This is a genomic window from Kribbella sp. NPDC051620 (assembly GCF_044453825.1).
Taxonomy (GTDB): Bacteria; Actinomycetota; Actinomycetes; order Propionibacteriales; family Kribbellaceae; genus Kribbella.
In genome coordinates this window covers 857,499-874,780 of the sequence record NZ_JBITDB010000002.1, presented here as the reverse complement: position 1 = coordinate 874,780, position 17,282 = coordinate 857,499, and the positions used below count along the sequence as shown (strand labels likewise).

General features: G+C 68.9%; 15 protein-coding genes. 6 read left to right on the top strand and 9 right to left on the bottom strand.

The window, feature by feature from the left end:
• Positions 1-82 precede the first annotated feature (82 nt).
• From ACIA12_RS11305 to ACIA12_RS11290, 4 genes are read right to left on the bottom strand one after another with little or no spacing between them, the layout of a single operon-like run.
• Positions 83-1,765 (bottom strand): cytochrome bc complex cytochrome b subunit, encoded by a 1,683-nt coding sequence (locus ACIA12_RS11305; RefSeq protein WP_396366796.1) that lies wholly within the window; start codon positions 1,763-1,765, stop codon positions 83-85.
• The gene (locus tag ACIA12_RS11300; RefSeq protein WP_396367158.1) at positions 1,762-2,790 is read right to left on the bottom strand and encodes a Rieske 2Fe-2S domain-containing protein; all 1,029 of its coding nucleotides are present in this window, start codon (positions 2,788-2,790) and stop codon (positions 1,762-1,764) included. Before ACIA12_RS11300 ends, ACIA12_RS11305 begins: the two co-directional genes overlap by 4 nt.
• Before the next feature lie 26 nt (positions 2,791-2,816).
• Positions 2,817-3,683 carry a c-type cytochrome gene (locus ACIA12_RS11295; RefSeq protein ID WP_328322443.1) on the bottom strand — a complete coding sequence of 289 codons (867 nt, stop codon included), beginning with the start codon at positions 3,681-3,683 and terminating at the stop codon, positions 2,817-2,819.
• Positions 3,680-4,342 (bottom strand): heme-copper oxidase subunit III, encoded by a 663-nt coding sequence (locus ACIA12_RS11290; RefSeq protein WP_396366795.1) that lies wholly within the window; start codon positions 4,340-4,342, stop codon positions 3,680-3,682. The genes ACIA12_RS11295 and ACIA12_RS11290 overlap by 4 nt, the downstream gene beginning before the upstream one ends.
• 82 nt (positions 4,343-4,424) lie before the next feature.
• Between ACIA12_RS11290 and ACIA12_RS11285 the strand changes: the two genes are divergently transcribed.
• From ACIA12_RS11285 to trpD, 3 genes are read left to right on the top strand one after another with little or no spacing between them, the layout of a single operon-like run.
• Positions 4,425-5,342 (top strand): cytochrome c oxidase assembly protein, encoded by a 918-nt coding sequence (locus tag ACIA12_RS11285; protein WP_396366794.1) that lies wholly within the window; start codon positions 4,425-4,427, stop codon positions 5,340-5,342.
• A gap of 57 nt (positions 5,343-5,399) precedes the next feature.
• Positions 5,400-5,816 carry a hypothetical protein gene (locus tag ACIA12_RS11280; protein WP_396366793.1) on the top strand — a complete coding sequence of 139 codons (417 nt, stop codon included), beginning with the start codon at positions 5,400-5,402 and terminating at the stop codon, positions 5,814-5,816.
• A 10-nt stretch (positions 5,817-5,826) separates the two neighbouring features.
• On the top strand, positions 5,827-6,912 hold the full coding sequence (trpD, locus tag ACIA12_RS11275; RefSeq protein WP_396366792.1) for an anthranilate phosphoribosyltransferase: 1,086 nt from the start codon (positions 5,827-5,829) through the stop codon (positions 6,910-6,912).
• A 61-nt stretch (positions 6,913-6,973) separates the two neighbouring features.
• Here trpD and ACIA12_RS11270 read toward each other — a convergent pair whose 3' ends face one another.
• Positions 6,974-7,789 carry a hypothetical protein gene (locus tag ACIA12_RS11270; protein ID WP_396366791.1) on the bottom strand — a complete coding sequence of 272 codons (816 nt, stop codon included), beginning with the start codon at positions 7,787-7,789 and terminating at the stop codon, positions 6,974-6,976.
• 453 nt (positions 7,790-8,242) lie between these two features.
• Between ACIA12_RS11270 and ACIA12_RS11265 the strand changes: the two genes are divergently transcribed.
• Both ACIA12_RS11265 and ACIA12_RS11260 read left to right on the top strand, forming a co-directional pair.
• Complete coding sequence (locus tag ACIA12_RS11265; protein WP_396366790.1) at positions 8,243-8,488, top strand: hypothetical protein; 246 nt, start codon at positions 8,243-8,245, stop codon at positions 8,486-8,488.
• Positions 8,489-9,374: 886 nt separating this feature from the next.
• Complete coding sequence (locus tag ACIA12_RS11260; protein WP_396366789.1) at positions 9,375-9,581, top strand: hypothetical protein; 207 nt, start codon at positions 9,375-9,377, stop codon at positions 9,579-9,581.
• Positions 9,582-9,749: 168 nt separating this feature from the next.
• Here the strand turns inward: ACIA12_RS11260 and ACIA12_RS11255 are convergent, their stop codons facing one another.
• The 4 genes from ACIA12_RS11255 to ACIA12_RS11240 all read right to left on the bottom strand — a co-directional run bounded on the left by ACIA12_RS11255 (position 9,750) and on the right by ACIA12_RS11240 (position 15,735).
• Positions 9,750-13,025: a hypothetical protein gene (locus ACIA12_RS11255; protein WP_396366788.1), complete on the bottom strand. Its 3,276-nt coding sequence runs from the start codon at positions 13,023-13,025 to the stop codon at positions 9,750-9,752.
• A 68-nt stretch (positions 13,026-13,093) separates the two neighbouring features.
• The gene (locus tag ACIA12_RS11250; protein ID WP_343980764.1) at positions 13,094-13,381 is read right to left on the bottom strand and encodes an Lrp/AsnC ligand binding domain-containing protein; all 288 of its coding nucleotides are present in this window, start codon (positions 13,379-13,381) and stop codon (positions 13,094-13,096) included.
• Positions 13,382-13,457: 76 nt separating this feature from the next.
• Positions 13,458-13,910, bottom strand: a complete 453-nt coding sequence (locus tag ACIA12_RS11245; protein WP_396366787.1) for a hypothetical protein — start codon at positions 13,908-13,910, stop codon at positions 13,458-13,460.
• Between the two features lie 22 nt (positions 13,911-13,932).
• On the bottom strand, positions 13,933-15,735 hold the full coding sequence (locus tag ACIA12_RS11240; RefSeq protein ID WP_396366786.1) for a DEDD exonuclease domain-containing protein: 1,803 nt from the start codon (positions 15,733-15,735) through the stop codon (positions 13,933-13,935).
• 270 nt (positions 15,736-16,005) lie between these two features.
• On the opposite strand from ACIA12_RS11240, the gene ACIA12_RS11235 reads away from it, so the two are divergent.
• The gene (locus ACIA12_RS11235) at positions 16,006-17,259 is read left to right on the top strand and encodes an NYN domain-containing protein (protein WP_396366785.1); all 1,254 of its coding nucleotides are present in this window, start codon (positions 16,006-16,008) and stop codon (positions 17,257-17,259) included.
• Positions 17,260-17,282 lie beyond the last annotated feature (23 nt).

The following is a 17,282-nucleotide window of genomic DNA, read 5'->3' as shown; positions in this document are numbered from 1 at the left end:
GGCCCCGCCACCGCCCTGACACCCCCCGGAGAAACAGAAAAGCCCCGGCCGGAGCCGGGGCTTCTCTGGGTGGTGCGGGTGACTAGTGGCGCGTTACCTCGCGGGAGGTGCCCTCGTCGAGCTCTACCGTGCCGGTCGCGCCCTCTACCGCCTCGTGCTCGTCGTGGTGACCGTGCGCGTGGGCTTCCTCGATCTCGGCGGCCGTCGGCTTCTGGACCGCGTCGGCGAAGTAGAACCTCGACAGCCGGGCCCGGACCTTGTTCAGCGCCCGCTTCGGAGCCCGTACGCCGTTGTCGTCGGTCTCGGGACCGATGTCCAGCGGGAGCAGCCGCTCGCGGGCGGTGAGCTCGTACGCCTCGTAGTTCGAGATCGGGGTGTGCTTCTCGTAGTACTCGCCCTCGGGCGTGCGGACGATGATGCCCGACTCCAGTCCGTGCAGGATCCGATCGGTGTCGGCGCGCTGCAGGGAGATCGCGATCCGCCGGGTGGCCCAGAACGCGAGCACCGGGCCGAGGAAGACCGCGAACCGCAGGAACCAGGTCACGTTGTTCAGCGAGACCCCGAAGTGGGTGGCGATCAGGTCGTTGCCACCGCCGATCCAGAGCAGGCCGTAGAACGTGATGAACGCGGCGCCGATCCCGGTCCGGGTCGGCATGTTGCGCGGCCGGTCCAGCAGGTGGTGTTCGCGCTTGTCGCCGGTGATCCAGCCTTCGATGAACGGATACAGGGCGACCAGGGTGACGAACGCCGGCGGGATGATGAGCGCCGGTATCAGCAGGTTCCAGCTGAGTGTGATGCCCCAGAAATGACTCTCGAAGCCTGGCATCAGGCGCACGGAGCCCTCCAGCCAGCCCATGTACCAGTCGGGCTGGGAGCCTGCCGTCACCTCGGCCGGGTTGTACGGACCGTACAGCCAGACCGGGTTGATCTGCAGCAGCGCGCCCATCAGGGCGGTGATGCCGAAGACGACGAAGAAGAAGCCGCCGGCCTTGGCCATGTAGACCGGCATCAGCGGGTAGCCGACGACGTTCTTCTCGGTCCGGCCGGGACCCGGGTACTGCGTGTGCTTGTGGTAGACGACCAGGAACAGGTGGGCGGTCACCAGGGCGAGGATCAGGCCCGGGATCAGCAGCACGTGCACGGTGAAGAACCGGGAGACGAACTCGTCGCCGGGGAACTCGCCGCCGAAGATGAAGAAGGTCAGGTACGAGCCGATGATCGGCGACGCCTGGATCATGCCCTGGGTGATCCGCAGACCGGTACCGGACAGCAGGTCGTCCGGCAGGCCGTACCCGATGAAGCCCTCGATGATGCCGAGGAACAGCATCCCGAAGCCGATCACCCAGTTCAGCTCACGCGGCTTGCGGAACGCGCCGGTGAAGAAGATCCGGAGCAGGTGGACCATCATCGAGGCGACGAACAGCACCGCCGCCCAGTGGTGGATCTGCCGCATCAGCAGACCGCCGCGGATGTCGAACGAGATGTCCAGGGTGGAGGCGTAGGCCTCCGACATGTGCAGGCCCTTGAGCAGGCTGTACGAGCCCTGGTACGTGACGTCGGCCATCGACGGCTTGAACCAGAAGGTCAGGAAGACACCGGTCAGCAGCAAGATGATGAAGCTGTAGAGCGCGATCTCGCCGAGCATGAAGGACCAGTGGTCGGGGAAGACCTTGCGCAGGTTCTTCTTGCCGATCTTCCCGATGCCCAGCCGGTCGTCGACCCACTTGACCGGAGGCGGAAAGTCTTTGTCAGACACGGTTGTCACCCTCGTTCCCAGAAGCTCGCGCCGACCGGCTCGTTGAAGCCGCTCTGCGCGACAAGGTAGCCCTCGCCGTCCACGGCCAATGGTAGCTGCGGCAGCGGGCGGGCGGCGGGGCCGAAGACGACCTTGGCACCGTCGGCCAGGTCGAACGTCGACTGGTGGCACGGGCAGAGCACGTGGTGGGTGGTCTGCTCGTACAGGGAGATCGGGCAGCCCACGTGGGTGCAGATCTTGGAGTAGCACAGGATGCCGTCGACGCCCCAGTTCTCCCGGCCGGCCGGCGTCCGGATCTCCTCGGGCTTGATCCGGACCACGATCACGGCGGCCTTGGCCTTCTCGTTCTGGTACTCGACCGCGCTCTCCTCCTCGATCGGAGCGAGGTTGGCCGGTGCCGCGTTGACCAGCTGGCCGACGATCAGGTCGGACGGCTTGATCGGGCGGAGCGTGACGTCGTTGACCACCCGGATGCCCTTGGCCCAGATGGTCGTGTAGAGGTTGCGGCCGGGCAGCGGGCCCAGGTCGCGCAGGAACACGATGGCCGGCAGCCCGAGCAGACCCATCGACGCGAGCAGCGACCGGCGGATCAGCTTCCGGCGGGTGAAGCCCGACTCGGCGGTGCCGATCTGGAAGGCCTCCATGATCTCGGCCTTCTGCTGCGGCGTGGAGTGCGCGTCGTGCCGGTCCTCGGCGATCTCGGTGTCGACCATCAGCTTCTTGGCCCACTGGATCGCGCCGGCGCCGATCAGGAACAGCCCGACCCCGAGGCAGAGGCCGAGGGTGAGGTTGTTCGCGTTGCCCGACAGCGGCCCGAACTGCAGGGTCGAGTCGCGCGGGATCGCGAAGTACGCGACGCAGGAACCCAGGAAGAGCAGTCCGGCGAGTCCGAACATCGTCGAGACCTGACGCTCGACCCGGTCGGCCGCCTTCGGGTCCACGTCGGTGATGCGCAGTTCGTGCGGCTCGATGCCCGGATCCGGGATCGGCTCCGCCAGAACGACCTGGCCATCATGGCCGTGGTCCCCGCTCACTGCGGGGAGATTCGACTTCTCGTCGCTCACTCTGCCTTCACTCCCTTGGCCTTGACGCCCTTGGCGCCGATCCAGACCGCCACGCCGACCAGCAGGCCGATACCGACCAGCCAGCCCCACAGACCCTCCGAGACCGGGCCGAGCCGGCCGAGGCCGAAGCCACCGGGGTCCTTCTGCTCCTGCAGCGCCTTCAGGTACGCGATCACGTCACGCTTGTCGTCCGGCTGCAGGACCTGGTCGGAGAAGACCGGCATCTGCTGCGGGCCGGTCAGCATGGCCTCGTAGATGTGCTTGGGGTCGACGTTCATCAGCGACGGGGCGTAGCGGCCGTTCGGCAGCGCGCCACCCTTGCCGGCGAAGTTGTGGCACGCCGTGCAGTTGGTCCGGAACAGCTCGCCACCACGGGTGACCTGCTCGTCGGTGACCTTGCTGATGTCGTACGAGTCCTCGGCCGGTACCGCCGGGCCGGGGGCGAGGCTGGCGACGTACGCCGCGAGCGCCTCGATCTCGGCCGGGGTGTACGCCGGGGTCTTGCGCGGGATCTGCGCGCCGGGCTGCATCGCGGGCATCCGGCCGGTACCGACCTGGAAGTCGACCGCGGCCGCGCCGACACCGATCAGCGACGGTCCGGCGAACTTGCCCTCACCGTTGCCACCGCCTTCGGCGTTCAGTCCGTGGCAGCTCGCGCAGCCGACCGCGAAGAGCTTCTTGCCCTCTTCGATCTGCTGGGTCTGGGCCGAGGTGTCCGCCGTCGCGTTGTCAGGGGCGAACGCGGCGTACGCGGAGCCCACCGCCAGGAGGCCGAACAGGAGCACGACGAGGCCGGCTGACCGGTGCCGTCGTCGCGCGGAGAGGAAGCGCGCCGGTGACAAGGAAAGTCTCTTCTCACTCATTTGAGCAGGTAGATGGTCGCGAACAGGGCGATCCAGACCACGTCGACGAAGTGCCAGTAGTACGACACGACGATCGCCGAGACGGCCTGTTCGTGGGTGAACTTACGAGCCATGTACGTCCTGGCGAGGACGAACACGAAAGCGATGAGACCGCCGGTCACGTGCAGGCCGTGGAACCCGGTGGTCAGGTAGAAGACCGATCCGTACGGCGACGACGAGATCGTCACGCCCTCGTGGACCAGCTTCGCGTACTCCGTCACCTGGCCGGCGATGAACACCGCGCCCATCAGGTAGGTGAGGATGAACCACTCGCGCATACCCCAGGCGCGGACTCCTGCGACCGAGCCGGTCCGGCCGACCTTGCCGTGCTCTGCGGCGAACACGCCGAGCTGGCAGGTCACCGACGACAGCACCAGGATCGTCGTGTTCACGGCCGCGAACGGGACGTTCAGCATCGCGGTGGAGGTGTCCCACAGCGATGCCACCCCCTGTGCCGCGGCAGCGGTCGTCACCGACCGGATCGTGAAGTACGCCGCGAACAGGGCGGCGAAGAACATCAGTTCGCTCGAGAGCCAGACGATCGTGCCGACACTGACCATGCTGGGACGGTCGTGGTGTCCGTGTTCACGAGACGCTGGGAGCGCGGTTGCAGTGGCCACGGCGTCATTATGTCGGTCGAGGTATCAGACAGCACGACCACCCCCATGCATGTCGCCGACTTCCTGTTTCTACTGTTGACAGGTGCTTCCCCTCCATGCCGGACCAGGCGACCAGATCGAGCCGTTCACCGCGCTCCGGCTGCTGACCGCCTGGACCTTCGAGCCGGTGCTACTGAGCGTGATCGTGGTCGTCGGCGCCCTGTATCTGTACGGCGTCCACCGGCTCAAGGCGCGCGGCGACAAGTGGTCGAAGGGCCGGACTTTCGCCTTCGTCGGGGTCGGTCTGGGCAGCGCGGTGATCGCCACCCAGTCGGCGCTGGGCACGTACGACACGGTGCTGCTCAGCGTGCACATGGCTCAGCACATGATCTTGTCGATGCTCACCCCGCTGGCAATGGCGCTCGGCGCGCCGGTGACGCTTGCCCTGCGCACCCTTCCGCAGCGGCCCCGCGGATGGTTGCTCTCCGTATTGCATTCCCATGTCGCCAAGGTGCTCTGCTTCCCCCTGGTCGGCTTCGTGCTGTTCGTCCTGAGCCCGTGGGCGCTGTACTTCAGCGGCTGGTACGACGCGACGCTGCGGTCGGCTGTCCTGCACGACCTGCTGCACGTCCACTTCATCGTTGTCGGTTCGTTGTTCTTCTGGCCGCTGCTGGGGCTGGATCCGGTGCCCGGCCGGGTGATCTACCCGTTCCGGTTGATGCTGACGTTCCTGACGCTGCCGTTCCACGCGTTCCTGGGGATCACGATCATGTCCGCGAACAGGCTGATCGCCGAGGACTGGTACACGAGTTTCGGCCGTTCCTGGCCGCCGTCACCGCTGCGTGACCAGTACATCGCAGGCGGTTTGCTCTGGGGCTCCGGCGACATCATCGGGCTGGTCTTCTTCGCGGTGCTGTTCGTCCAGTGGGTGCGCCAGTCCCAGCGTGAGGCCAAGCGTGAGGACCGCCGTCTGGACCGGTTGGAGGAACAGGCGCGCAGAGCCGGGCAGCCGCCCCGGTAGCATTCGCGGTGTTCGATATGGGTCCGTTGGTAACAGACAACAGCTTGGGATGAATCGATGAGTTCAGAGCGTCCGCTGAAGGTGCTGGTCTACAGCGACGACCGCACCACCCGGGAGTCCGTCCGGCTGTCCCTGGGCAAGCGGCCTGCCGCCGACCTGCCCGAGCTCGAGTACTTCGAGTGCGCGACCGAGCCGGCCGTGATCAAGCTGATGGACAAGGGTGGCATCGACCTGGCCATCCTCGACGGCGAGTCGGTTCCCGCCGGTGGGATGGGGATCGCCCGTCAGCTCAAGGACGAGATCTTCCAGTGCCCGCCGATCCTGGTGCTGATCGGCCGCCCGCAGGACGCATGGCTGGCGACCTGGTCGCGTGCCGAGGCCGCTGTCTCGCACCCGATCGACCCGGTCCGGCTGGCCGAGGCGACCGCGGAGCTGCTCCGCGCACGGGTCGCCAAGCTGCCCGCGACCACCTGATCCCGGCGCCGTGTCCGCCCCGCTGGATTCACCCGCCGGTACTACGCCTGGCGGTCGTGCGCTGACCTGGTCGCAGGTGCTCAACCCGTTGCTCCGGCACGAGGATCTCGACGCCTCCGCGACCGCCTGGGCGATGGAGCAGATCCTGTCCGGCTCGGCCTCACCCGCCCAGCTGGCCGGGTTCGTGATCGCGTTGCGCTCCAAGGGCGAGACGGTGACCGAGGTCGAGGGCCTGGTCGCCACCATGCGCGAGTTCGCGACCCGGATCGACGTACCGGGCCGCACGCTCGATGTCGTCGGTACCGGCGGTGACCAAGCCCACACTGTGAACATCTCCACGATGTCGGCGATCGTCGCGGCCGGCGCGGGGGCGAAGATCCTCAAGCACGGCAACCGGGCTGCTTCGTCGGCTTGCGGGTCGGCGGATGTGCTCGAGGAGCTCGGGATCCCACTCGATCTGACCGCTGCGCAGGTCGAGGCGGTGGGGGAGCGGGCGGGGATCACGTTCTGCTTCGCGCCGGCGTTCCACCCGGCGCTGCGGCATGCGGCGGTACCGCGCCGGGAACTTGGGGTGCCGACGACGTTCAACTTCCTTGGTCCGTTGGCCAATCCGGGCAATCCGTCGGCGCAGGCCGTTGGTGTCGGGGACGGGCGGGTGGCCGGGTTGATGGCCGGAGTGCTGGCGCGGCGGGGGATCGACGCGTTGGTGTTCCACGGCGATGACGGGCTCGATGAACTGACCACGCGGACGACGTCGCAGGTGTGGACGGTCGGGCGTGGGGTGGTCGAGGGGCCGGAGACACTGGATCCGCGTGAGCTCGGCATTGCGCCGGCGCCGATCGAGGCGTTGCGGGGTGCGGATGCGACGTACAACGCGAAGGTCGCGCGGGCTTTGCTCGACGGCGAGACGGGGCCGGTGCGGGACGTCGTACTGCTGAACGCTGGTGCGGCGTTGGCCGCGCATGAGGGAAGTACCGGGCCGTTGGTCGCGCGGATCCGCTCGGGGATGGACCGGGCGGCCGAGGCGATCGACTCCGGCGAGGCGAAGAACGTGCTGGATCGCTGGATCGACGCCTGCGCTTCCGTTCGCTCGTAGTTTTGCTGAAGAGCCCGCCGTCCCCGCTGTTGCTGGGGTCGGCGGGCTCTTCTCGGTTCTTTCAGCCGCCGATCTTGATCTCCTGCACCTTGGCGCGCCAAATCGGGATCCAGGTCGGCGTACTGCCGGCGATGTCCGCGATCACGAAGTCGGCGGTACCGTCGCCGCGGTCGATGACGGCGGCCATGATGTTGGAGTAGGTCTCCGGCAGCTTCGGCACGTTCACGACCACCTTGATGGTCAGCTCGTGCCCCGGATGCCCGTCGACCGTGATCGGCTTGTGGGTCGCCTTGCCGATCAGCTTCACGTTCGGGTCGTACAGCTTGACGATCGCCGCGCTGGTCGCCTGGACGGTCGCTTCCTTCAGCCCGGCCGGCGTGCTGGTGAACTTGATCGTCGGGTTGAGCCCGCCGAAGGCGACATAGTTACCCCATCTCGCCTTCTTGCCGTCGTACTTGTCATGCACGGTCAGCCAGGTCGCCGCCCCGCCCAGCAGCCCAACGGTCTCCCCGCTCCCGTTGTCCTCCCAGCCGGACCCCATCAACGGCATCGTGTCCTTGTTGAAGGCAACGATGCTGGACCCGAGCACCCGCCCCTCCGGCGGAGGCGGCGTCGTCGGAGCAGCCGACGGACTGATCGTGACCAGCGGCTCCTTCTTTGCCGAAGGCAACGAAACCGGCGAGACCGCGTCAGCCTTGTCCCAAATCCAGTTCACACTGACACCAGTCACCACCAGGGCGCCGACAACCAGCCCCACAACCCCGATCAACCGCCCGTTCCGCCCACCACCCCCACCACGTCCCGCATCAACAATCCCGTAACCCTCATCCCCCTCAACCCCCGCCGAACCGGCGCCTCCCGGCAAACGCGGAGCCACCGGCCCACCTACACGGCCCGGCTGACGACGCTCGTCCGACCCAGCCTGCACTGGCGGACCGCCGAATCTCGACTCCTGCCCAACACCCATAGCCTGCGCCTGCCAACCACTCTCACCAGCAGACACCTGCCCACCCAGCGGCCCATAGCCCCCAGGCTGCCCACCAACTACCGGCTGCCCACCAACCGCCGGCTGCCAGCCCACACCACCCCGCTGCCCACCACGCCCATCCGAATCAGACTGAACAGGCGGCCCCACCGGCCCACGCACCCCCTGCGCTCCGTACTGCCCCTGCGCCCCCACAACTCCAGCTGGTCCGTACGGTCCCGACGGCTCCGCCTGTCCAGGCGGCCCGTACTGTCCCCGCGGCCCCATCGCCGCAGGCAGACCCTGCTGATCCTGCGGGCCGACTCCTCCGGGCTGCCTCTGGGGTCCGTCTGCTCCAGGCTGGCCGTGCTGTCCTACTGCTCCGGGCTGACCGTGCTGTCCCCGGGGACCGACCGCTCCGGGCTGGCCGTGTTGCCCGTGCGGAGCGACTGCTCCGGGCTCGCCGTACTGCGCCTGCGGACCGACCGCTCCCGGCTGGCCGTGCTGTCCCTGCGGGCCGACCGGTCCGCGCGGACCGTACTGCGCCTGCGGGTTCGTCTGACTGAAAGCCCCCGGCTGTCCAGCTGCACCGGGCTGACCCACCTGCGCTGACTGACCGGGCACCCCATACGGCCCGGGCTTACCCGCGTCAGGCCGGCCCTGGGGCACGACAGGCCCGCCCGCCCGACCAATTCCCGGCTGAGCCGGACCAGCTTGACCCGTACCCGGCTGAGGCGGACCGGACTGCGTCATACCCGGCTGAGGGGGACCGGCTTGACCTGTATCCGGCTGTACCGGGCCGGCCTGGCCTGAACCCGGCTGGGGGAGACCGGCCGGCGTCCTACTTGGCTGAGGCCGAGCGGCTTGACCTGTACCTGGCTGTACCGGACCGGCCTGGCCCGTACCCGGCTGGGGGAGACCGGCTTGACCGGTACCCGGCTGAGGCCGACCGGACTGTGTCCTACCTGGTTGCGCCGGACTGGCCTGGCCTGAACCCGGTTGCGCCGGACGGGCTTGAGCTGGACCCGGTTGCGCCGGACCGGACGGCGTCCTACCCGGCTGAGGGATGCCTGGTTGGGGTCTGCCCGTGGCGGGCGGTGTTGCTGGAGCCATACCGGCCTTCGGAGCATCTACCTGCGGCGGGACATGCCTTGGTGCGTTGATCTGAGACCCGTGAGCCTGGGCTCCTCCGCCAAACTCCGCATCCTGCGCGGACCCCGCCCGGTGATGGCCAGCACTCGTATTGGGTGCAGCAGGCGGCGCAGCCGTCGTACCGGCTTGTACTCGTGGGTGTTCTGGTGCCGGCGCGCGATGTGGTTGAGGCGGCGGCGGCGCTGGTGCACGCGACTGACCCAGCAACGGGTCCGAGTCCGACACCCCCTCCGAACGACGAGAGGCCGATCTGCCCGAAGCACCGGACGGCGACACATCTGAACCACCGGAGGCCGACATACCCGAACCACCGGACGCCGACATGTTCGATCCACTGGAGGGCGATATGTCCGAAGAACCGGACGGCGACACGTCTGAAGGACTGGACGGCGACCTGTCCGGACCACCGGAGGGCGACCTGTCTGGACCACCGGACATGTTCGATCCACCGGAGGGCGACATGGGCGAACCAGCGGAGCGTGGCATGTCGGGGGCTGCGGAGGGTGAGTGCTGCGGGGCGGCCGGTGCTGGGTGGGGGCTGGTGAACCAGTAGTCCGTGGGCGTCGGGTCGGGTGGTGGTGGCGCGGTGTGGTCTGCCGGGGGTGGGGTGGTGCGGTCGGCCGGGGGTGTGGCTGGGTGGTCTGCTGACGGAGGGGTGCGGTCGTCGGCAGCGGGTGGCGGCGGAGCGCTGTGGCGGGCAGGGGGGCGGGGTGGTTCGTTTTCAGCCAACGTTGATTCCCTTGTAGACCTGACTCTCGGCCGTCCTCAGATCCGGCCGGTTGGTGGGGATGTCACTGATGTAGGCGACCGCGGTGCCGTCGCCGAGGTCGAAGACCGCGACCGTCAGCAGGAGTACCGACTTGACCTTGGGTGACTTCGCCGTGACGGTCTCCTGGTAGTACCAGCCCGCCTTGTCCGAACGCTTGATCGCGCCGTTGCCGACCGCCTTGTAGGTGACCGGGATGTCGCCGTAGTTCCAGGTGTGTACCTGTCCGAGCAGTACCGCCGCCGTCGCCTTCGGGTCGCCGCTGAACGGGGTCTTGTTGCCGAGCCCGCCGACGAACATGTCCGCGTACCAGTCGTTGCTGCCGTCGAAGTCCTTCTGCAGCGTGACGTACTGGCCGCTGGAGTTCAGCAGTTGCGGGATCAGCCGCTTGCGGTCGGACCAGCCGTTGCCCTGGCGCGGGAACGAGATCGCGTCGGAGGTGATCCGGTTGCCCTCGTGGAGCTTGGGGTTCTTCGACTGACCCGGCGTACCGCCGGCGCTCGTCGGCACGCTGCCGGTGGGCGCCGGGGTCGGGTCGGCGGTCTTCTTGTCGCCCTGGTTGGTGATCAGGAAGATCGCCGCCACGACGAGCAGTACCAGTGAGATAGCCCCACCGACGATCAACGGCGTCCGACCGCCGCCACCGCCGCCGCTGCCGTCCTTGCTCTTGCTCTTGCTCTTGCTCTTGCGTGTCCCACCATCCTGCGATCCGTCAACCCCCTGCCAAGGCGAAGCCTCACCCGCCTGCGGCCCACCGGGTCCCCACGGAGTACCACCCTGCTGCCCGGTGGCCACCGAGTTACCCCACTGGTCAGTACTCGCCTGCTGCGCCGCAGAACTACCCCACTGCCCAGCATCCGCTTCCTGTACCCCGCCCGTCCCCCACCCATCACCGACAGCCGCCCCCGCAGCCCCACCCTGCTGCCCACCGGCCTGCCCCCAGCCCCCGGCTCCACCGTGCTGCGAACCGGCCTCCCCCCAACCGCCAGCTCCGCCCTGCTGCGTGCCCGATTCGCCCCACCCGCCGGCGCCGCTCTGCTGCGCACCGGACTGATCCCAACCACCGGCCCCGCCCTGCTGTGAACCGACCTCGCCCCAACCGGCAGCACCGTTCGCCTGGGCGCCGGACTGATCCACACTGCCGGCTGCGCCATGCTGCGTGCCGGACTCGGCCCAACCCGCAGCACCCTTCTCCTGGGCTGCTGAAGATCCCCAGCTCGCAGCACCCGTCTCCTGCGCTGCCGAAGAGCCCGAGCCCTCTGCATCGGTCGCCTGCGTGCTGGGGGAGCCCCAGCCGTTCGTACCTGTCTGCTGAGCGGCGGACGATCCCGAATTGTCAGCCTGAGCCGCTTGGGCGCCAGAGGAACCCCAGCCGTTCGTGCCCGCCTCCTGCGCGCTGGACGAAGCGGAGCCACCGGCCTGAGCCTCTTGAGCTCCGGCGGAACCCCAGCTACTAGTACCTGCCTGCGGCGAGCCAGAAGCAGCCGAACCCTCGGAGCCGGCCGCCTGCGGGTCAGCCGAACCCCACCCGTTGTCGCCAGCCTGTTGTGCGCCAGAACCCCATCCCTGTGCACCGGTCTGCTGCACGGCAGAGTCCGGGCCCTCGGTGCCGGCCTGCTGCGGGCCAGTGCCCCAGCCCTGTGCACCGGCCTGCCGTTCACCGGCGTCGGGGCCCTCGGCGCCGGTCTGCTGGGTGCCAGTGCCCCAGCCCTCGGTGCTGGTCTGCTGCGGGCCGGTGCCCCAGCCCTCGGTGGCCGCGTTCTGGGTGCTGGGGGAGTTCCAGCCGCTGGCTGCTGCTTGTTGCGTGCCGGACGCGTCGTTTGCTGGGACGTCGGCCGCACCTCCAGTACCTGCCTGAGGTGCGCTGGACACGCCCCAGCCATCAGCACCGGCCTGCTGGCCGTCGGCTTGGCTCCAGGCTCCAGCACCGCTCTGCTGGTTGCCGGCTTGGCTCCAGCCATCGGTACCGGTCGGCTGGCCGCCGCCTTGGGTCCAGGGCCCAGCACCGGTCTGCTGGTTGCCGGGCTGGCTCCATCCGCCAGTAGCGGTCTGCTCACCATCGGCTTGGGTCCGGGTGCCCGTGTTGGTCTGCTGACCGTCGGTCTGGGGCCAGGTGCCTGCGTCGGTCTGCTGGCCGGGTGCCTGGCTTTGGGTGTCGGTGTCGGTCTGCTGAGTGTCGGTCTGGGGCCAGGTGTTTGGGGCGGTCTGCTGGGCGTCTGTCTGGTTCCAGGGGGCGGCGGCGGGGGTTTGTTGGGTGCCGGGCTGGTTCCAGTCGCCGGGGTCGGGTTGCTGGGGGTTGGTTGGGGTCCAGCCGCCGGACTGTTGTGCGGGCGCCGTGTTGACCTGGGTTACCTCGGCGTCGCTGGTTTGCTGGCCCGAGCCGGTGTCAGCCGGTGTCGTTTCGGGCTGCTGGCCCCAGCGGTTGTCGGCTGGTGCTGTGGTCGGCTGGTCGCCCCAGCGGTTGTCGGGTGATGCCGTGGTGGGCTGGTCGGACCAGCGGTTGTCTGGGGCCGTGGTGGGCTGGTTGGCCCATGTGTTGGCGGGGGTGGGGGTGATTTCCTGGGTGGTGTCTGTGTCTGGGGTTGGTACGGGGTCCTTGGGGGTTGGGGCGACGGTGGGGGGCTCGGTCCAGTTGGTGGCGGACCAGGATTGGGGTTCTGGGTCCGGAGTGGGGGTCGGCTCCGTGTTGGAGGTGTTGGGGGCGAGCTTTAGTGTCCGGCCGGTTTTTGGGGTGGGGTCGGCCTCGAACTGTTCCTGGGTGATGGGTTCCGCGTCGTCTGGTACCGGGCGCTGGGTCCAGTGGTTTGCGGCTTCCGGGAGCTCGACGGGGGCCATCCACGTCGACTTCGCCTTCTCTGCCGGGGTCAGCGCCGCCCCAGCGTTCACAGCAGCATCGGAAGCGGCCGCGGTGCCGTCGGATGAAGTCTCGGCCGTCGCGGGCCAGAAGGCGGACGTCGCGGGCGCAGTACCGGACCCGGAGGCCCCGGAGCCGGAGGTCGTGGCGCTGGCGCTGGAGGTGGTGGCGTCAGTGGGGAGGGTGGTGTTGTCGACCACCGGCGAGGGGTCGGCGGTGGTCGACGGGGTGGACTCGGCGGGGGTGTCCGTGGAGGCGGGGTCCGCTGCGGGGTCGACTTTGTCGGTGCGGTTGGTCCATTGCGTCCCGTTCCACCAGCGGATGGTATTGGGCTGTCCGGTGGGGTCCGGATACCAGCCGGCGGGAGGGTTGCTCATGCGTTCACCGTAACTTCAGCGCGTGTCAGTCAGACCGTGGAATTCTGCCGTCGAAAACCCCGGAAACCTCAGAAACCGGATTCCTCGCCGAGGCTGAAGGCGGCCTCCAGGTCGTGGGTGGAGTACGCCCGGAACGCGATGTGCGTCTCCGTGCTCAGTACCCCGGGCACCCGGTTGACGTGGTCGGGGATGACGGAGGCGAGGTCGTCGTGGTGGGCGACCCGGATCATCGCGATCAGGTCGAGCCCGCCGGTCACGGAGTACACCTCGCTGACGCCCTCGATCGCCGCCACCTGCTCGGCGACCTCCGGGATGCGTGCGACGTCGGCCTTGATGAACACGATCGCGGTGACCATGTCGTCCTCTCCTCGAAACCAGCCCCCTACCGCGCTGAAGCATAGTGCCGCCCCGGCCAGGACCTCCCAGGCCGGTTCAGAACTTCGGGAACCGCGGAGCCGCCAGCACCCGGTAGTTGTACGTCCGCCCGCCGGCATGGTCGATCAGCACCTGGAACCCCGCCTCCCGGAGCACCTCGCACAGCGCCCGCACGATGATCTCCGAGGCGTTCACCACGTACGAGAACAGCCCGCTCGTCACGTCCTGCGTCAGCACTTTCTCCACGTACTCCGGACTGCCCGTGACCGGCGGATCCCAGTCGATCGTCACCCCGAACGGCTCGACCGTGTTGACCCAGATGTGCGCGCCAGGCGGCAACCCCTGCGGATCACCACCCGGTACTACGGAAGCCGCGAACCCCATCCGCTCCAGCTCCCGCCGCACCTCCTCGGCCAGCTTCTGCCAACTCTCGATCGCGTCGTCCGGCGCCCGATACCCGGGCCCGCCGTGCCGGTACGAAGGCGTGAAGAACTGGAACGGATCAGTCACGCCCCAACTCTGCCATGCTGCGTCAGCGGGCGGTGGGGCTGAGGGGGCGCATCCGGCGGCGGCGTTCGCTGGGGTGGTGGTGAGCCTCGGAGTGGGAGTTGTCGAGGCGGGCGATGTGGCGGCCGGCGCCGCTGATCGGGCAGGTCCAGGTGCCGTCCATCTCGACCAGGCGGATGCCGGGGGAGTCCAGCCAGCGCAGTACGAGCTCGATCTCTTCGGGAGAGGCTGACGCGACCGGACCGATGCCTGGCAGGACGGTCTCGGCGGAGGCTCGGAGCATGTCCAGGTACTTGCGCGGATCCGTGCCCCGCGGGCTGATACCTGCCGCCGCCAGCCGGCCGCGACGGATCACGTGCAGCTCCCAGCCGCCGTCCTCGGTCCGCCGCGCCGCGCAGATCTCCGCGCAACTGGTGACGGACGCCATCCGCTGCATCTTCGCGCTGCTCCGCACGAAAGCACTCAACCGATCCCGTTGCACAGCAGCATCCTCGAACCGCTCATCCGCCGACAACACATCGATCCGCCGATCAAGCGCTGCCACCACCGGCGCCGGATCGTCCGTCAGCGCCGACCGCAGCCCTGCCACGAACGGCGCATACGCCTCGACCGAGATCCGCCCGTCGCAAGGCGCGACACACCGGCCCATCTCGGCCAGCACACACGGCGACCCGGCAGGCGACCGCGACATCCGGTCCGTGCACTGGCGAATCGGGAACGCCTCGTGCAGCGCCGCCATCGCCCGCTCGGCCGTCTTGCGTGAGCTGAACGGCCCGAGATACCCCGCGTCGTCGTCACGCACCTGCTTCACCAGCGACAGCCGCGGGAACGGCTCGACCGTCACCTTCAGCCAGTGTTGTCGCTCGGGAAACTTGGAGCGCCGGTTGTAGCGCGGCTTGTGCTCCGCGATCAGCCGCAACTCGCGCACCTCGGCCTCGAGCGCGGTACCGCACTCGATCCCGCGGACCCCGGAGGCGATCCCGATCATCTCGCCGATCCGGGTCCGTTGCTCCGACGCGGTGAAGTACGACCGGACCCGATTGCGCAGATCCTTCGACTTGCCGACGTACAGGACCTCGCCGCGGTCGTCCGTGAACAGGTACACCCCAGGTGCATGCGGCAACGACTCGGCCAGATGCCGCTTCGCCCGTACCTGCGGCGCCACCCGCGAGGAGAACGTTTGCAGGTCCTCCAGCGTCTGTACGCCGAGCGACCCGACCCGCTCGAACAACCCGTGCAGCACGTCGACGGTTGCCCGCGCATCGGACAACGCGCGGTGGTTCGGCGTGACCGTTGTCCTGAACAACTTCGCGAGCGTGCCCAGCTTGCAGTTCGGCGTCTCGTCGGGCGTCAGCACCCGGCGGGCCAGTTGCGCGGTGTCGACGACGGCGAAGTCGGGCCAGTCGTAGCCGTGCACCTGGGTGTCGTGTTTGAGGAAGCCGACGTCGAAGGGCGCGTTGTGCGCGACCAGCACGCAGCCCCGAGCGAACTCGAGGAAGGCCGGCAGGACCGACTCGATCCGCGGTGACGCGGCCACCATCCGGTCGGTGATCCCGGTCAGGACGGCGATGAACGGCGGGATCGGCTCGGCCGGATTGACCAAGGTCTGGAACTCCGCGACCAGCTCGCCGGCCCGGACCTTGACCGCGCCGATCTCGGTGATGCCCGACTCGCCCGGCGCGCCGCCGGTCGTCTCCAGGTCGACGACGCAGAAGGTGACGTCGCGCAACGGCGTACCGAGGTCGTCGAAGCTCGGCTGGACGCCGCGGATCGGCGACCCCGGTCCGGACGCCGGGGCAGCGGCTCGATCCGGCAGTGGGCTGGTCATGACGACGACGCTAGAAGCCGCCGCCGACAATTCCGTCCGGGACACGCCCCCATCGGCCGACCGTCAGCGACAAACAGCATGGCCGAAGTGGCCGAACCGACTACGCTCTAGTCATGCGTACACAAGCGATCACCGCGATTCCGGGCCCCGGGCCCGGTCGTTGTGGTCTGCATCACTGGCTGTGCCAGGGGGCCGTTCCGACCGGACTGCGGACCGGTGGCTGAGGCCGGCACCGCCGCGAGCTCCGCTGCCACCACCTTGCCCGAACCCGTGCGGCAACGGGTTCTGACCCTGGCCGCGCAGGCGTTGGGGCAGTTGCCCGCGACAGACATCCCAGCTCCGCTGCGGCGGTTCGCCAGCTTCGCGCCCGGCAAGCGCGCCAAGCTCTCGGCGTCCGTACTCGGTCCGATCCTCGAGACCGACGACCACTTCCGCAAACTGGTCGCCTTCGAGGTACGCCGCAACCATCCCGAACTGGGTGATGCGGTCGCCGACGGACTCGCAGTACCGGCCGCCGAGCCGACAGAGGTCGCGGCGCTCGCCTACCTGCTCAGGCCCGATGACTGGGAGCAGCGGGTCGCCGAGGCCGCCCAGTTGCCGCCGGAGAAGCCCGGCGTCGACGAGGACGCCGTCACCCGCCTGCACGACCAGCTCGACCAGGCCCGGACCGAGACGCGCCAGGTCCGCGAACGCCTGCGCGAGCAGGTCACCGAGCTGAAGGCCGAGAACGTCACACTGCGCCGCAAGCTGAACGAGGCGCGCCAGCGGATCACCGGCCTGCAGAGCGATCTCGAACTGCGTACGACCGAGGCGGCGACCGCTGACCAACGAGTCGAGGCGGCCCGCGCGGAGGTCGAGCGCGAGGTCCGGAAGCTCCGCGCGAGGATCACCGAGCTCGAGGCGGTCGAGCACGCGGCCCGCCGTACTGCGGGACAGGAAAGGGAACTGGCCTCGACCAGAACCCGCCTGCTGCTGGACACCTTGGTCGAAGCAGCGGGAGGACTCCGTCGCGAGCTCACCCTCCCGCCCGGGGGAGACCTCCGCCCGGCCGACACCGTCGCGGGCATCGAGCCCACGACCGCGCCCGTCGGCCGTACCGCACCAGACGACGACCCGACTCTCTTCGACGAGCTGCTCGCGCTGCCGCAGGTGCACCTGATCATCGACGGCTACAACGTCACCAAGACCGCCTGGCCGAGCACCCCGCTGCACTCCCAGCGCCAGCGCCTCGTCACCGCGCTCGGCGCCCTGGTCGCGCAGCGGCGGATCGAGGTCACGGTCGTCTTCGACGGCGCCGAGCTGTCCGGCCCGGTCCAGCTGAACCCACCACGTGGCGTCCGGGTGCGGTTCAGCCCGGCCGGGGTGATCGCCGACGAGGTGATCCGCCAACTGGTCCGCGCCGAGCCGCCGGGCCGGCCGATCGTGGTCGTCTCGACCGACCGCGAAGTTGCCGAGAGCACCGTCACGATGGGCGCCCGGGCGCTGTCCGCGACCACCCTGATCAACCGGATCGCCCGCGCTTAGCCAGAAAACTGTCGGTGGGGGTC